The sequence below is a fragment of the Salmonella sp. NW722 genome (assembly GCF_051702785.1).
GTDB lineage: Bacteria > Pseudomonadota > Gammaproteobacteria > Enterobacterales > Enterobacteriaceae > Salmonella > Salmonella enterica.
On sequence record NZ_JAMMIN010000002.1, the window covers coordinates 383,933 to 400,345 of the forward strand.

15 protein-coding genes, 1 tRNA gene and 1 pseudogene are annotated in these 16,413 nt (G+C 51.3%); 14 read left to right on the forward strand and 3 right to left on the reverse strand.

Features of this window, described 5'->3' with window-relative positions; translation table 11 throughout:
- Positions 1 to 72: 72 nt before the first annotated feature.
- Both prfB and lysS read left to right on the forward strand, forming a co-directional pair.
- Positions 73 to 1,171 (forward strand): peptide chain release factor 2 gene (prfB, locus tag NA330_RS06210; protein ID WP_010989230.1). Its coding sequence is split into 2 segments (ribosomal slippage): positions 73 to 147 and positions 149 to 1,171, totalling 1,098 coding nucleotides; the frame shifts between segments, so codons are not numbered across the junction.
- A gap of 9 nt (positions 1,172 to 1,180) precedes the next feature.
- Entirely contained in the window at positions 1,181 to 2,698 is a 1,518-nt protein-coding gene (gene lysS, locus NA330_RS06215; protein WP_000003339.1) for a lysine--tRNA ligase, read from the forward strand.
- Between the two features lie 75 nt (positions 2,699 to 2,773).
- Here the strand turns inward: lysS and idi are convergent, their stop codons facing one another.
- The gene (gene idi, locus NA330_RS06220; RefSeq protein ID WP_000133999.1) at positions 2,774 to 3,319 is read right to left on the reverse strand and encodes an isopentenyl-diphosphate Delta-isomerase; all 546 of its coding nucleotides are present in this window, start codon (positions 3,317 to 3,319) and stop codon (positions 2,774 to 2,776) included.
- Between the two features lie 264 nt (positions 3,320 to 3,583).
- Between idi and actS the strand changes: the two genes are divergently transcribed.
- Positions 3,584 to 4,342, forward strand: a complete 759-nt coding sequence (gene actS / locus NA330_RS06225; RefSeq protein ID WP_000244328.1) for an amidase activator ActS — start codon at positions 3,584 to 3,586, stop codon at positions 4,340 to 4,342.
- A 79-nt stretch (positions 4,343 to 4,421) separates the two neighbouring features.
- A tRNA-Gly gene (locus NA330_RS06230) sits at positions 4,422 to 4,495 on the forward strand.
- Positions 4,496 to 4,626: 131 nt separating this feature from the next.
- Here NA330_RS06230 and NA330_RS06235 read toward each other — a convergent pair.
- Entirely contained in the window at positions 4,627 to 5,433 is an 807-nt protein-coding gene (locus NA330_RS06235; protein ID WP_085438194.1) for a DUF1460 domain-containing protein, read from the reverse strand.
- A 190-nt stretch (positions 5,434 to 5,623) separates the two neighbouring features.
- On the opposite strand from NA330_RS06235, the pseudogene vapC reads away from it, so the two are divergent.
- The 9 genes and pseudogenes from vapC to NA330_RS06280 all read left to right on the forward strand — a co-directional run.
- Positions 5,624 to 5,794 (forward strand): annotated as a pseudogene (gene vapC / locus NA330_RS06240) (tRNA(fMet)-specific endonuclease VapC); the annotation flags it as partial.
- An 807-nt stretch (positions 5,795 to 6,601) separates the two neighbouring features.
- Positions 6,602 to 7,138, forward strand: a complete 537-nt coding sequence (locus NA330_RS06245) for an STM3031 family outer membrane protein (RefSeq protein WP_001038500.1) — start codon at positions 6,602 to 6,604, stop codon at positions 7,136 to 7,138.
- Between the two features lie 46 nt (positions 7,139 to 7,184).
- The gene (locus NA330_RS06250; RefSeq protein ID WP_017441093.1) at positions 7,185 to 7,817 is read left to right on the forward strand and encodes a YfdX family protein; all 633 of its coding nucleotides are present in this window, start codon (positions 7,185 to 7,187) and stop codon (positions 7,815 to 7,817) included.
- 718 nt (positions 7,818 to 8,535) lie between these two features.
- Positions 8,536 to 9,120 (forward strand): fimbrial protein, encoded by a 585-nt coding sequence (locus NA330_RS06255; protein WP_017441094.1) that lies wholly within the window; start codon positions 8,536 to 8,538, stop codon positions 9,118 to 9,120.
- Between the two features lie 119 nt (positions 9,121 to 9,239).
- Positions 9,240 to 11,729: a fimbrial outer membrane usher protein StdB gene (stdB, locus tag NA330_RS06260; RefSeq protein ID WP_017441095.1), complete on the forward strand. Its 2,490-nt coding sequence runs from the start codon at positions 9,240 to 9,242 to the stop codon at positions 11,727 to 11,729.
- Positions 11,730 to 11,769: 40 nt separating this feature from the next.
- Entirely contained in the window at positions 11,770 to 12,513 is a 744-nt protein-coding gene (gene stdC, locus NA330_RS06265) for a fimbrial biogenesis chaperone StdC (protein WP_017441096.1), read from the forward strand.
- The gene (locus NA330_RS06270) at positions 12,510 to 13,592 is read left to right on the forward strand and encodes a fimbrial protein (protein ID WP_000147767.1); all 1,083 of its coding nucleotides are present in this window, start codon (positions 12,510 to 12,512) and stop codon (positions 13,590 to 13,592) included. The genes stdC and NA330_RS06270 overlap by 4 nt, the downstream gene beginning before the upstream one ends.
- A 109-nt stretch (positions 13,593 to 13,701) precedes the next feature.
- Positions 13,702 to 14,208 (forward strand): CaiF/GrlA family transcriptional regulator, encoded by a 507-nt coding sequence (locus NA330_RS06275; RefSeq protein ID WP_023241566.1) that lies wholly within the window; start codon positions 13,702 to 13,704, stop codon positions 14,206 to 14,208.
- Positions 14,195 to 14,953 carry a transcriptional regulator gene (locus NA330_RS06280; protein ID WP_017441097.1) on the forward strand — a complete coding sequence of 253 codons (759 nt, stop codon included), beginning with the start codon at positions 14,195 to 14,197 and terminating at the stop codon, positions 14,951 to 14,953. Before NA330_RS06275 ends, NA330_RS06280 begins: the two co-directional genes overlap by 14 nt.
- 214 nt (positions 14,954 to 15,167) lie before the next feature.
- On the opposite strand, the gene NA330_RS06285 is transcribed toward NA330_RS06280, so the two are convergent.
- Entirely contained in the window at positions 15,168 to 15,992 is an 825-nt protein-coding gene (locus NA330_RS06285) for a nickel/cobalt efflux protein RcnA (protein WP_000503695.1), read from the reverse strand.
- A 121-nt stretch (positions 15,993 to 16,113) separates the two neighbouring features.
- On the opposite strand from NA330_RS06285, the gene rcnR reads away from it, so the two are divergent.
- Positions 16,114 to 16,386, forward strand: coding sequence for a Ni(II)/Co(II)-binding transcriptional repressor RcnR (gene rcnR, locus NA330_RS06290; RefSeq protein ID WP_000019953.1), 273 nt, complete (start codon positions 16,114 to 16,116; stop codon positions 16,384 to 16,386).
- The last annotated feature ends 27 nt before the right edge of the window (positions 16,387 to 16,413 follow it).

Consider the following 16,413-nt stretch of genomic DNA (forward strand, 5'->3'; position numbering starts at 1 on the left):
TAAGGGGCGAAATCCGCTAATATTTCGCCCTTATAACCGCATTTTGACAAGTCAAATAAAAGAAATCAGACCATGTTTGAAATTAATCCGGTGAATAACCGCATTCAGGACCTCACGGAACGCACCAACGTTCTTAGGGGGTATCTTTGACTACGATGCTAAGAAAGAGCGTCTGGAAGAAGTAAACGCCGAGCTGGAACAGCCGGATGTCTGGAACGAACCTGAGCGCGCGCAGGCGCTGGGAAAAGAGCGTTCATCGCTCGAAGCGATCGTCGATACGCTTGATCAAATGACTCAGGGGCTGGACGACGTTTCCGGGCTGCTGGAACTGGCGGTAGAAGCTGACGACGAAGAGACGTTTAACGAAGCCGTCGCGGAACTGAATACGCTGGAAGAGAAACTGGCGCAGTTGGAATTCCGTCGGATGTTCTCCGGCGAGTACGATAGCGCCGATTGCTATCTCGATATTCAGGCCGGTTCTGGTGGTACTGAAGCGCAGGACTGGGCCAGCATGTTGCTGCGTATGTATCTGCGTTGGGCGGAAGCGCGCGGCTTCAAGACGGAAGTCATTGAAGAGTCGGAAGGGGAAGTCGCCGGCATTAAGTCCGCGACTATCAAAATCTCCGGCGAATATGCCTATGGCTGGCTGCGGACTGAAACCGGCGTACATCGTCTGGTGCGTAAAAGTCCGTTCGACTCCGGCGGTCGCCGTCATACCTCGTTTAGCTCCGCGTTTGTGTATCCGGAAGTGGACGACGATATCGATATCGACATTAACCCGGCGGATCTGCGTATCGACGTCTATCGCGCGTCTGGCGCAGGCGGTCAGCACGTTAACCGTACGGAATCCGCAGTGCGTATCACCCATATTCCCACCGGGATCGTGACGCAGTGCCAGAACGACCGTTCGCAGCACAAAAACAAAGACCAGGCCATGAAGCAGATGAAAGCGAAGCTTTATGAACTGGAGATGCAGAAAAAGAACGCTGAAAAACAGGCGATGGAAGACACTAAGTCTGATATCGGCTGGGGAAGCCAGATTCGTTCCTATGTCCTGGACGATTCCCGCATTAAAGACCTGCGTACTGGGGTGGAAACCCGCAATACACAGGCGGTACTGGACGGTAGTCTGGATCAATTTATCGAAGCAAGTTTGAAAGCAGGGCTATGAGGAATCAACATGTCTGAACAAAACGCACAGGGCGCTGACGAGGTAGTCGATCTCAACAATGAAATGAAGGCACGTCGCGAGAAGCTGGCTGCACTGCGTGAGCAGGGTATCCCGTTCCCGAACGATTTCCGTCGTGACCGTACCTCAGACCAACTGCACGCAGAGTTTGACGCGAAAGAAGCTGAAGAACTGGAAGCGCTGAATATTGAAGTGTCCGTCGCGGGCCGTATGATGACTCGCCGTATTATGGGTAAAGCCTCTTTTGTTACCCTGCAAGACGTAGGCGGCCGCATTCAGCTGTATGTGGCGCGCGATGATCTGCCGGAAGGCGTTTACAACGAGCAGTTCAAGAAGTGGGATCTTGGCGATATCCTCGGCGCGAAAGGTAAGCTGTTCAAAACCAAAACCGGCGAGCTGTCTATCCACTGCACCGAACTGCGCCTGCTGACGAAAGCGCTGCGTCCGTTGCCGGATAAATTCCACGGCCTGCAGGACCAGGAAGCGCGCTATCGCCAGCGTTATCTGGATCTCATCTCTAACGATGAATCCCGTAACACCTTCAAAACCCGTTCGAAGATCCTGGCCGGTATTCGCCAGTTTATGGTTGCTCGCGGCTTTATGGAAGTCGAAACCCCGATGATGCAGGTGATCCCAGGCGGCGCGTCTGCCCGTCCGTTTATCACCCATCACAACGCGCTGGATCTGGACATGTACCTGCGTATCGCGCCGGAACTGTACCTCAAGCGTCTGGTGGTTGGCGGCTTCGAACGCGTATTCGAAATTAACCGTAACTTCCGTAACGAAGGCATCTCCGTGCGCCATAATCCTGAGTTCACCATGATGGAACTCTATATGGCGTATGCGGACTACAAAGACCTGATCGAGCTGACTGAGTCTCTGTTCCGTACGCTGGCGCAGGATGTTCTGGGAACCACCCAGGTTCCGTACGGTGATGAAGTGTTTGACTTCGGTAAGCCGTTCGAAAAACTGACCATGCGTGAAGCGATCAAGAAATATCGCCCGGAAACGGATATGGCTGATCTGGACAACTTCGATTCCGCGAAGGCGATTGCTGAAAGCATCGGCATTCACGTCGAGAAAAGCTGGGGTCTGGGCCGTATCGTCACCGAGATCTTTGACGAAGTCGCTGAAGCGCATCTGATTCAGCCGACCTTCATCACCGAATATCCGGCTGAAGTGTCTCCGCTGGCGCGTCGTAATGATGTGAACCCGGAAATCACTGACCGCTTCGAGTTCTTTATCGGCGGTCGTGAAATCGGTAATGGCTTTAGCGAGTTGAACGATGCGGAAGACCAGGCGCAGCGTTTCCTGGATCAGGTTAATGCAAAAGCGGCGGGCGACGACGAAGCCATGTTCTACGACGAAGACTACGTGACGGCGCTGGAACACGGTTTACCGCCGACAGCGGGTCTGGGAATTGGTATCGACCGTATGGTGATGCTGTTTACTAACAGCCACACGATTCGCGACGTTATTCTGTTCCCGGCGATGCGTCCGGTGAAATAAGATGTAAATTGCCGGATGGGGCATTAGCCGCCATCCGGCATCTCTTCGTTCAGACGTAGCGCCATCAGGCAATTTTTAACGCTGGCAGTAATTGAGCAGTCGTTCACGCGCTTGTTCGTCTGACGCTTGCATGACCATCCACGGGCTAAATGCCCACGGCGTAGCGAGAAGGCTTTTCCATACGCTTTTAAATTCGCTCCACTGATAGTCCATCACCTCTTCGCTGTTAACCTGTAACATACTGGTTGTCCGCGCGGCAAATACCGGACAGACTTCATTTTCCACAATACCGTTTGGATCTGTCGCCCGATAGCTGAAGTGCGGATAGACGGGGGTGAGATCGGTAATTTCCACGCCGAGTTCGAACCGACAACGGCGGATGATCGCCTCTTCGGTGGTTTCGCCTTGTTGCGGATGACCGCAAACCGAATTCGTCCACACGCCTGGCCAGGCTTTCTTGCTCAGCGACCGTCGTGTTACCAGCAACTGACCATCTTCGTTAAATAGCCAGCAGGAGAAAGCCAGATGCAAAGGCGTATTAAGCGTATGAGCCGCATACTTTTCCAGTGTGCCGGAAGGCTTATCCTGCTCATCCAATAAAACGACATGTTCCTCAGTCATGAAAGCTCCTGAAAATTAAAATGACCCGGCAGCATGGCCAGGCCATATACTCAGACGATCAGCGTAGCGCATAACAGAAAGAAAGGCATTACCAAAACAGGCCCTGACAGAACGCAGACGAGCACCATTGTGCCGTGAGTCGATATTATGCTGGCATATCGGATATTCGCGGCATCATCATCCGCGCGGACCCTTTCCGGCGTCAATGGATTGGGCATACGGCATTTGGCTGCTATCATAAGGCGTCTGTCAATAGAGTGAGGAATGGTTTTGAGCGCAGGACGCCTGAACAAAAATAGCCTGGGTATTGCGGTGCTGTTATGCACAGGGCTGCTGCTGGCGGGGTGTTCCAGTAATTCCGGCTCAGGAACGTATTCCGGCTCCGTCTATACCGTTAAGCGCGGCGATACGTTGTATCGTATATCGCGCGCCACGGGAACCAGCGTGAAAGAACTGGCCCGACTGAATGGCATTTCTCCGCCTTATACTATTGAGGTGGGGCAGCGAATTAAAGTGCGCGGCAGCGCAAAGAGTAGCAGTTCAACACGCAAAACCAGCAATAAAACAGCAACAAAAACTGCTGCGGTCAGACCGTCATCTTCGGTGCCAAAATCCTCCTGGCCGCCGGTGGGGCAGCGTTGTTGGGTATGGCCTGCTAACGGTAAAGTGATTTTACCTTATTCCACCGCGGAGGGCGGAAATAAGGGGATCGATATTGCGGGCGCGCGCGGAACGCCTGTTTATGCGGCGGGAGCGGGTAAAGTTGTCTATGTCGGGAACCAGCTGCGCGGTTACGGCAATCTCATCATGATTAAGCACAATGAAGATTACATTACGGCTTACGCTCATAATGACACCATGCTGGTTAATAATGGACAAAGCGTTAAAGCGGGGCAAAAAATCGCTACGATGGGCAGCACGGATGCCGCATCCGTAAGACTACACTTCCAGATTCGCTACCGGGCGACGGCCATCGATCCGCTGCGTTATCTGCCGCCGCAGGGGAGTAAACCGAAGTGCTGACGGCGAATTAATCGCCAGTCAGCCAGTAAGTCTCTTGCCAACCAGAGCGTAAGGTTTATAATGCCTTACGCATCTCAAAGCGGGCGTAGTTCAATGGTAGAACGAGAGCTTCCCAAGCTCTATACGAGGGTTCGATTCCCTTCGCCCGCTCCAGACAAATATCTTCTAGTATTTACTAAATCCACGAATTTACAGCAATTTTTCCTGTCGGCCCCACAGTACACAGGGTTTCAATATCTATGTCGGACGGCTATTATCAGCTGGCGACTCCGGTAATGACTTTATCATTCAGCCCGCAGCACAACGATGCCCGGTCTGGAATGCATGTATTCCATAAACGGTGTGTCCACCACTTTTCTGTTTGCGGCCAATGAGGAGGCGTTCCTGAACCACACCTGTTCATCATGGCGAACTACGATACCCACATGTGAAACGTCCAGCCCGTCGAGCGGGGAGTAGACACCGATATAATCCCCGTTTTTTAGGTGGTTCATGACCTGCTGGTTGATGGCTCTTCCGGGAATGTAATTTATTTTACGAGGATGGATGCCCAGACCAGGAATGTACTCGCCGCCATCAGGTTTATGGTTAAGCTGCTTGTCAACAACGACATAATCAGGGCTGATATCCGGCGTTACATCCCGTGCATTACGCGGTGTTGCGGCGAACCAGTCAGAGAAGAAGTGCCGGCGGCTGAGATAAGCAACTTTGCCCGCGGCGTAGCGAGTCCTGGCAAGATTATGCAGAAACGATTTCTGATTATCGCTGCGGGCCAGGGCTTCAACGTAATCAGCCAGGGTAAAGCAGTCCACTCCGTTGAAATTCGCTACAAGGACTTCGGGGGTGCCGGGCCCACCGATGAGCGTATCCGCCTGATAAGGTGTTCCGAGAAAATCAGACGATACGCGGCTGATAACTTCTCCATGGTTTTCGCCTTTATAAGGAATGACATCCGACTGGATAATCCGGCTTACTTTTTCTGCCGTAACGCTGTCCATGCTGGTCTGATATTTTTCTGTGCCAGGGACGGCACAGGCCGTCAGATGCGCCGACATAAGCAAAATTGTCCATGCATTTACCTTCATTATCATCTCCGGAAAGGTTCAAATCCCTTTTTTACCTTTACCGGAAATGGTTGTGATGGATACAGAAAAACGCCAGAGGTTGATTACAGGTTGAGTAATATGAACGCTGATGATGATAAATGTGAAGATCATCATACGACTTTATTCGCCGTTGTTTTTTGCCTGATCGTCAAAGCCAACATGCCCCTTCAGGCTGGCGATACATACCGGTCAAATCCGTGCCGAACTGGCCCGCAAGGGAACACCTGTCGGGCCTTATGACCAGATGATTGCTGGCCATGCCCGTAGCCGCGGACTGGTCGTCGTCACAAACAATCTCCGCGAGTTTGAACGCATTCCGGGTATCCGAATCGAAGACTGGTGCTAATTTGTGCATCAGATGTTATCCCCGGATTCTTACTCTTTTCCGGATTGTAGTGGCACAGTCAATTTGGTTACCTGCTTAATGGTGGTTTGCATCACATTTTTAGCTGGTGGTATTTTTTTATGTTGACTGGAGATATCTGCCAACAGCATAACTTTTACGGCCAGATAATAAATAAAAGAGTACCAAAATGTCGTATTCTGACATGTTTACGAAGGGAGTACCGCTCCCTTCTTTTTTTGTTTCCTGGATACTCACTGAACAATGCCGTTACTGCCCGATAACTGCCGCCCCCCCCCTCACCATAGCCGTTTCCTGCAACTAAGTCACAGACGTTGATTTACCAGGCCGATATGCCTTCTTTCCCGTTATATACCCTTCATACTTCAAGTGGCTTATGTGTTGGCTACGGATTACTCAGTCCATCCATGGGCCTCGCCCTGACGGGCCGTCGCACGCGACGTTCAAATCTGCTCCCGGCAGATTTGTCGCTCACCCCAGTCACATCGTTATCTATGCTCCTGGGGACTCACTCCCTTGCCGCCTTTAAGCAACTCGAATTATTTTGGGTATATATCAGTGAACTTCTATTTTTGTCAGTTTTTATTTTTCAGTTTATTTATTATTAAATACTGTTTCTGGCCTGGATATATTTCTGTGAATAGCCTCCCGACAGCCGGAGATAAAGGTATTTGCTGGCGTAACAGCGCTCATAATTTAAAAGATTTATTTATAGTTTGTTATCACGGAAAGATTTTAACTTAATACATGCCAGTAAGGCATCAGGTAAAAATAACCGGAGAGAAGAAGATGAACAAAATGCTATTAGCCGGAAGTGCCGGTATTGTTCTGCTGTCTGCTGCAGCCAGTCCGGTATGGGCAGACGATAATGCCAGTACATTTTCACTTGGATACGCCCAGTCCCATACTAATCACGCCGGGACGTTGCGTGGGGTTCGGCTGGCAAACAACTATGAAATGTCACCGGACTGGGGGCTGACAACCTCATTTGCCTGGCTAAATGGAAGCCAGCGCTATTCCGATGAAAGCAGTAATGGTCGTGTAACAACCCGTTATTACTCCCTGCTTGCAGGCCCCTCATGGAAAATAAATAACCAGTTAAGTCTGTATAGTCAAGTGGGCCCCGTATTATTGCATCAGCGTGATCACGGGATAAATGAGTCTGATAGTAAGGTCGGATATGGTTATTCTGCTGGCGTGGCTTATACCCCGGTCAGTAATGTCGCTATAACTCTGGGTTATGAGGGAGCGGATTTTGATGCTACCCATAACAGCGGAAGCCTTAATAGCAATGGTTTTAATCTTGGCGTGGGTTACCGGTTCTGAATAGGATAATACGATAAAAAATGTTACTTTGTGGAGATGATGGATTATGAAAAGCCATATTATGCCAGGCGTTGCGCTGATGGTTATCCTGTTTTCAGGAAATCTTATGGCCGCAACAAACATGACTGATAACGTTACTCTGAATAATGACAAGATATCCGGACAGGCCTGGCAGGCCATGCGTGATATCGGAATGTCGCGATTCGAGTTGTTTAATGGTCGCACCCAAAAGGCGGAACAACTGGCTGCGCAAGCAGAAAAACTCCTGAACGATGACAGCACTGACTGGAAGCTGTATGTCAAATCAGATAAAAAAGCCCCAGTTGAAGGAGACCACTATATTCGGATAAATTCATCGATTACGGTAGCAGAAGATTATCTCCCTGCGGGCCAGAAAAATGATGCTATTAATAAAGCAAACCAGAAAATGAAAGAAGGAGATAAAAAAGGGACTATAGAGGCCCTGAAACTAGCAGGCGTCAGTGTTATTGAAAATCAGGAACTCATTCCTCTTCAGCAAACCCGTAAGGATGTGACCACAGCGCTTTCCTTGATGAACGAAGGAAAATACTATCAGGCAGGTCTGTTACTGAAATCAGCTCAGGATGGCATAGTTGTAGACTCTCAGTCAGTTCAGGAATCACCCACGCCCCCCGTGCAGCACGACGCCGCGCATTAATATCCCCCAGCCTGCTGTATATATTACAGCAGGCAGCATTATGTCTGACAGCTATTACCAGTTTGCTCTTTGCTGTCGGCATTGTTTTTAAAATTCATCCGTGAAGTTCAGTAATGTCAGGGTACCTGCATTTATATCTATTGTGATGTCCATCACAAATACAGAAGAATATCATTTCATTTATTATTTTTTATCCCTTCCGCTTATGATGGTTCATAATGATTTATTAAGTTAATGTTTTGAAATTAAATGCCTTTCACTTGCGTTATGTCTGGTTTTTTATGCTGCCAGCAATTTCATTGTTATATATGATTGGTATTATGTTTTGTAAATATCCAGTGTGATGGAAAAGCAAAACATACATTCCCGATAACATATTACAAAATATTTCATGTCCGCTGCGAATATCTGTCTGTTAGGTATTCATCTGCTTATAATTACATTAAAAAGTATTTCTTTGATGATTATTCTTAAATTACGATCATAATCATCGATCGTATCGATCTATTTTTATTGTTTTAATTTGAATAAGAATTTTCTTACAACTGATTAGGCATTAGCTGAAATCAATATTTTTCGATGGAAAGTTCAGGTGCTTCGTTTAACACCCGGCGTTTATTATTCATACGAATCTTTTCTGAACGCTTTCATTAATACCCTCATATTTGTTTTCAGCCTTTGCAAAATAATTCTCATTCACCCAAAGGACATATTATCTATGCGTAATAAAATAATACTTGCCATGGCGGCTGCCGGTATGATGTATGGCGCTTCTGTATTTGCCGCCGATACTACACCCACAGCAGGCCCGTTCGGCTCAGGTAAAATTCTTTTCACTGGTACCATCACCAACTCACCCTGTGATATCGCACCGGGCGACGATGCGATCACCGTTCCGTTTGGACAGATTTCTTACCGTAAACTGAATACCGCCAATGCAACCACGGACTCAAAACCGTTCACCATTCATCTGCAGAACTGCGCCTTCGATCCGAATGAAACTACAATAGCCGGCTCCGCAGGGAAAATGTCTAAAGTAACCGTCTCTTTCAGTGGCACAGCTGATACCTCAGGTAAAGCTTACGTCAGCACCGGCAGTGCCCAGCATGTTGGCGTGCAGCTTCTGAAAAGTGACAACACCTCACTGATTACACCCAATACCCCGATGCCGGATGGCGACGCCCAGCAACTGCAGGCCGGGAATAACGAACTCAACTTCTTTGCCCGCCTGATAGCCCTGACAGATGCCGCAACTCCTGGCGATGTTAACGCATCCGTCACCTACACCCTGAAATACCTGTGATTTCACGCGGTAAATAACGACAGGGAGAAGCCGTCCACGGAGGGGATCGGACGGCTTTTATATCTGACTGTGCCTGCGGGCTGTCTGTTACACGGACGACAACACGAAAGCGCCATGCCATGAAAATTACCCGGCTTGCCATTCTGATTACCCTGACATTTTCCGTCCTGAAGTCGCAGGCCACGGAGTTCAATGCCAGCCTGCTGGACAGCGGGAACCTGTCTAACGTGGACCTCACGGCCTTCAGCCGCGAGGGGTATGTGGCGCCCGGTAACTATATTCTCGATATCTGGCTCAATGACCAGCCGGTACGGGAACAGTATCCGGTCAGAGTTGTACCGGTGGCCGGACGCGACGCGGCCGTCATCTGTGTGACAACAGACATGGTGGCCATGCTGGGTCTTAAGGATAAGATTATTCATGGCCTGAAACCCGTTACCGGTATCCCGAACGGGCAATGCCTTGAGCTGCGCTCCGCTGACAGTCAGGTACGGTACAGCGCTGAAAATCAGCGTCTGACCTTCATTATCCCCCAGGCCTGGATGCGTTATCAGGACCCGGACTGGGTGCCCCCTTCACGCTGGAGCGACGGCGTCACCGCCGGCCTGCTCGATTACAGCCTGATGGCCAACCGCTATATGCCGCAGCAGGGGGAGACCTCTACCAGCTACAGCCTCTACGGCACCGCCGGGTTTAATCTCGGCGCCTGGCGGTTGCGGAGCGATTATCAGTACAGCCGTTTTGACAGTGGGCGGGGCGCATCACAGTCCGATTTTTATCTGCCGCAGACGTATCTGTTCCGTGCCCTGCCAGCACTGCGCTCAAAACTGACGCTCGGACAGACGTACCTCAGCTCCGCTATTTTTGACTCCTTCCGCTTTGCCGGGCTCACTTTGGCCAGCGATGAGCGCATGCTACCGCCCTCTCTTCAGGGGTATGCCCCGAAAATCAGCGGCATTGCGAACAGTAATGCACAGGTTACCGTCAGCCAGAATGGCCGCATTCTTTACCAGACCCGGGTGTCGCCGGGGCCTTTTGAGCTTCCCGACCTGAGCCAGAATATCAGCGGCAACCTGGATGTCAGCGTCCGGGAAAGCGACGGTAGCGTCCGGACCTGGCAGGTCAACACGGCCAGCGTCCCCTTTATGGCACGCCAGGGACAGGTTCGCTATAAGGTGGCCGCCGGACGTCCGCTGTACGGCGGGACGCATAACAACAGCATGGTCAGCCCTGACTTTCTGCTCGGGGAGGCCACCTGGGGAGCATTTAACAACACGTCGCTGTATGGCGGCCTCATTGCCTCCACCGGCGACTACCAGTCCGCGGCGCTCGGGATCGGCCAGAATATGGGGCTGCTGGGCGCTCTGTCTGCGGACGTCACCCGCTCAGATGCGCGGTTGCCGCATGGGAAGAAGCAGTCCGGTTACAGCTACCGTATCAACTATGCCAAAACGTTTGATAAAACCGGCAGTACCCTGGCGTTCGTCGGATACCGCTTCTCGGACCGCCATTTTCTGTCCATGCCGGAGTACCTGCAGCGTCGGGCCACCGACGGCGGCGATGCATGGCATGAAAAACAAAGCTACACCGTGACTTACAGCCAGTCCGTTCCGGTACTCAATATGAGCGCGGCCCTCTCGGTAAGCCGGCTCAATTACTGGAATGCGCAGTCCAACAATAACTACATGCTCAGCTTCAACAAAGTGTTCAGTCTCGGCGACCTTCAGGGGCTCTCGGCCTCGGTGTCGTTTGCCCGTAACCAGTACACCGGCGGGGGGAGCCAGAACCAGGTCTACGCCACCATCAGTATCCCGTGGGGCGACAGCCGCCAGGTGAGCTACAGCGTGCAGAAGGATAACCGGGGCGGCCTGCAGCAGACCGTGAATTACAGCGATTTCCATAACCCGGATACCACATGGAACATCAGCGCCGGTCATAACCGCTATGACACCGGCAGTAACAGCAGCTTTAGCGGCAGCGTGCAGAGCCGTCTGCCGTGGGGTCAGGCGGCAGCGGACGCCACCCTGCAGCCCGGACAGTACCGCAGCCTGGGCCTGAGCTGGTACGGCTCGGTGACCGCCACCGCCCACGGCGCCGCCTTCAGCCAGTCGATGGCCGGGAATGAGCCTCGCATGATGATAGATACCGGAGACGTGGCCGGTGTGCCGGTGAACGGCAACAGCGGGGTGACCAACCGCTTCGGGGTGGGCGTGGTAAGCGCCGGCAGCAGCTATCGGCGCAGCGATATTTCGGTTGATGTGGCCGCCCTGCCGGAGGACGTGGACGTCAACAGCTCCGTCATTAGCCAGGTGCTGACGGAGGGCGCGGTGGGCTACCGGAAGATTGACGCCAGCCAGGGGGAGCCGGTGCTCGGTCATATCCGGCTGGCTGATGGCGCAAGTCCGCCGTTTGGCGCCCTGGTGGTGTCCGGGAAAACCGGCAGAACCGCGGGGATGGTCGGAGATGACGGTCTGGCTTACCTGACCGGACTCAGCGGGGAAGACCGCCGGACCCTGAACGTGTCCTGGGATGGCCGGGTGCAGTGCAGACTCACCCTGCCGGAAACGGTGACACTCAGCCGGGGGCCGCTGTTACTGCCCTGCAGATAAAAATATCCCTGTCACAGAGCAGGACTAACGGAGAAAACAGGTGAAAAACAGCAGAAGAAGCCGTGTGATTTTACTCGCACTGGCGGCAGCATGGAGCCAGTGCAGCCCGGCGGCCGTCAATGTCGACCGGACCCGTATTATCATGGATGCGCCGCAGAAAACGGTGGCCATCACGCTGAATAACGATGACAAAACCACGCCGTTCCTGGCGCAGTCCTGGGTGACGGATGCTGACGGGGTGAGAACCGATGCGCTGATGGCGCTGCCGCCGCTGCAGCGTATTGATGCCGGACAGAAATCCCAGGTCCGCATCACCCAGGTTCGCGGGCTGACAGATAAGCTCCCTCAGGACAGGGAAACACTGTTCTGGTTTAACGTGCGGGGCGTTCCCCCGAAGTCGGAAGACGACAACGTCCTGCAGCTGGCCATGCAGAGCCAGCTGAAACTGTTTTACCGTCCGAAAGCCATTATCAGAAGCAGCAGTGACCAGCCGGAAAGAAAGCTGACTGCTGAGCGAAATGCGGGACATCTGACCCTCAGAAACCCGACGCCGTACTACATCACTGTGGCGTGGCTGGGAGCAGACCGTAGCCACAGGCTCAGCGGTTTCCGCGAGGGCGTGATGGTGCCGCCCCTGGGGAGCCTGCCTTTAAAGGCTGTTCTGCCAGCAGAAACCCGGACGCTGTGGGTGGGGTATATTGATGATTATGGTGGACTGCAGATGAACCGCTACGCCTGCGATGCCCTGAACTGCGCGTTTAAGGACGCAGGGGCGACATCATGACAGGACGATTATTCAATATGAAATCACTGATACTGTCAGGTGTGTTTCTTTTCTTTGCTGTCTGTGATTCTGCGAGGGCAAACTATGACTGGTCAAAATGTGATGCCAATGGAAATGTAAATATTCAGAATATCAGTCTGAAGGGAGGACAATATTTACAAGGGCAGGAACTGCAGAAGATTACTGTTCCCATAAGTTATACCTGTACTACAACATGGAGCAGTTTTAATTCACTTGTTTACTCTACAGCAGTTTCGCTTTCCGATATGAGACAGGTAGCCACTGCGCTAAAAGATCGCGGTCTTGGAATGGATATCGTTGTTCAGGAAGGGAGCTTGACTCCCGTGACATTTACGTGGAGGGATATACAGGCAGGGTTTTCAGGCTGGTCCAGTTCAAAAGCATTCGGGCAACGTATGGAAGCGCAAAAAACATATAACCGGAGCGGAACGATTACAGTACATATTTTTGTCGAACAGGTTTTCAATAATAATTTTTTGGACATAAACATTCCGGGAAGTAAAATTAATATATATCCCTATAGCCCGTCACAACCCGGACTGTCTGTTGAACCACCGACTGTTCCATTCAGACCTTTAACTGTTTCTGCGTTTAATCTCAGGTTTATTCCTGACAACTCAGGCAAGGTTATTATCTCTCCTTCTAATACCATCAATATGGGGCGTTTTTATACGGAATATAAGGAAACCCTGGTGCCCAGGGAAGTACCTTTCACCGTTACAGCACAACAGAATGTCGGAACGCAGATCCCGTTCGTCGCCCCACTGGCTATAGAGTTCAGGACCAACGGTCTGACACTGGCAGATGCTGACAGCACCGTGATTCTTAAGAATAATAAACAAGAAAACAATGGCTTCAGACTGTCGGTAATGGATGTGGATAATAACACACCAGTTAAATTTAATGTGAAAACAGATATGGGATCTATCCATCTTGATAACGGTGCCGGTGGCAGAATTATAAAACAGTATAAAGCAAAGGTCGAAGCTATACCCGGTGCGGTAATTAAAACAGGTGCTTTTTCAGCCGCAATGACAGTGATTGTTACTTACAATTAGCAGGATTAAATACCATTTCCTGATAGTTAATTAAAAAATAGCTATAAATTTATCTTTATGATTATTTTTTTCTTCTCGGTCTTTTTCACTAAAAAAACGGAGAGTTTGCATGTCTTCTGATAAATCAAAAGGGAAGATAGTTTTTTCAGGTAACGATATTCATTATCCCGGACAGACCAACCATGATGCCTGTTTTATTCCGGTAAGTGTCCGCCAGTATGCCGGCGAGCCCCTGTATATCATCGTGGCACACTGGTGCCTGTTGCAGCAGAACTGGGTTCAGCGTAACCAGATAGCAGAGGCGTTTCACATCACGGCCAGACGGGCCAGCTACCTGATTGCCTATCTGCGAAGCAAAACATCGCGGGTGGTCAGCATCTGCCGTCACCAGACCCTGCCCAATAAAGCACGACGCTATGAGATTTATGTTATCCGGGTTCTTGACAGTCCCACCCCGTCCACGCGCCGTGAAAAAGCCGGACCGCCGCTGGTATCAAAACGCCGGGTCGGTAATGGTGACAGGTCGATGGCAAATGAACTGTGGAACCGGCTGTGCAGTAGCAGAAATGCGGGAAAGATCCTGAAAAAGAAGGAGGATGAGGATGACGGAACATAACCGGATGCCGGCCCGGCAGATTATCGTTTACGGTGACTGCTGGCCGGTGACGATCGCCGTGGCACACCTGGTCCGAAGATTTCTGCCGGGCTGCAACTGTGAAACCGCATACAGGCTGCCTGTTCTGTTGCAGCAATTACGTCGGAAACCGGAGGCCATACTGATACTGTGTCTGCGTCCCCGTGAACATCTCTTTTTGTTCTATTCCCTGAGGCAGATACTGCCGGACTACCCGGTTATGATTATCAGCGATGAGCTGTTTTTCAGCGACCGGGTGGTACTGAAGGTATACGGCGGCATCCCGGCGCTGCTGGAGCAGGAACTGGCGGAGATACTTATTCGGTGGCGGCGGGATGAACAGTGGGCCGGGGGCGCACGCCTGCGCAGGACAGGAGGGCTGGACGCCTTTTTGTTATCTCCGGCTCCGGTGACGGGCTTTCTGGAAGTGCCGCCGATATTTAACAATCCGAAGCGGTTGATGAACTATATGGACCAGTTGATGCACCGGGAGATACTGGCATGTGGAGTGAGCCTGGCCCAGTTACGCTTGCTTCAGGAAGTTTACCGTGGACGGGGAAGGTTGTCAGCGTTGTGTGGAAGGCTGAATACGCAGGAGAAGCAAATCTGGCAGGACAAATACCGGTTACTGGTGAAGCTGGGAATGCGGAACCGATTACGGGAACTGCTGTTTGGTACCCGGTTTTGTAAATCACTGCAGCGAACTCCGTTTATCGCTCCGCAATAACCCGCCTCCGGCGACCCTATCCAGAAACCCTGAAACGCCGGCTAAACCCGGTGGCGGTGGGGCATGTTTTGCCTGTGGTGTCGTGAAGTAAAACACAGATCATTATTCAGGCGGGACGCTGAATGTATGGCCTTTCATACCGTTTGATAAGTAAAAACGCTTCTGGAATGAAACCCGACGTGAATGATACGGCCTGAGCAGAAGCGTTACATATTTACTGCATGATCCCGGTATAGCCATGAATTCCCATATACACGCCGACCAGACCAATCAGAATGCTCGAAAAATAGGGCGCCCGCCGGGCAAGCGTCGAAAAACCACTCCAGCGCTTTGCTGCCTGTTGAACGCTTATCGCCGCGCCAACGCCTACCGTCACCAGCGTTAATGCCAGGCCAAGACTAAAGCTCAGTACCATCGTGGCGCCCAGCGTAAACGCTTTAAGCTGGATACAAATCAGTAAAACGGTGATCGCAGCCGGACAGGGGATAAGCCCTCCGGTCAGGCCGAACAGCAGGATCTGTCCATTAGTCACTGTTTGACCATCAAAACGGCGTTGAATATCGGCAGCATGGGCGCGTTCATGGGCATCCTGATACGCTTTTGACGTTGCGCCTTCCGGATGTATGTGACCATGATGGTCGTGGTCGTGGTCGTGGTCGTGGTCGTGGTCGTGATGATGGTTTCCCGCCAGCCACTGCTGCTCGCCTCGCCATGTCCGCCAGAACATCCAGCACGCGGTGCTCAGAATAATAATCGCAGAAATTAACTGCAGCCATGGTTCCACTGATTGTGCGGTGAATGCCCGGCTAAGATACATCCCACCCAGAGCGATTAACCAGACGATCGCGGTATGAGAAAGCGTTGCTGCCAGACCGAGCATGACGGCCTGTTTAACCGTACCTTTAATGGCAATAATAAAAGCCGCCATCATAGTTTTGGAGTGCCCTGGTTCAAGCCCGTGCAAAATACCTAATAAAATGGCGCTGGGAATGAAGAACCAGCCGTTTCCTTGCTGAAGAAGTGTCGAAAATTCACCCATGAGAATGATTCTTAGTTGTTTTATGTGGGCGTTATTCTACTCCCCCCCAGTATGGAATACTACCCCCCAGTAACATCGTAATGCTATAATTTGTATTCGTTAATGTTAGTGAGGTGTTGCAATGTCACATACCATCCGGGACAAACAAAAGCTTAAAGCCAGAACCAGCAAGATTCAGGGACAGGTGATAGCGCTAAAAAAAATGCTGGATGAACCGCATGAATGCGCGGCCGTGTTACAACAGATCGCGGCGATTCGCGGCGCGGTAAATGGCTTAATGCGTGAGGTGATTAAAGGGCATCTGACCGAGCATATCGTTCATCAGAGTGATGAAGCCAGACGTGAAGAAGATCTGGACGTAATATTAAAGGTGCTGGATTCTTATATAAAATAGCCGGGAGTTATATCCCGGCTATCTTTT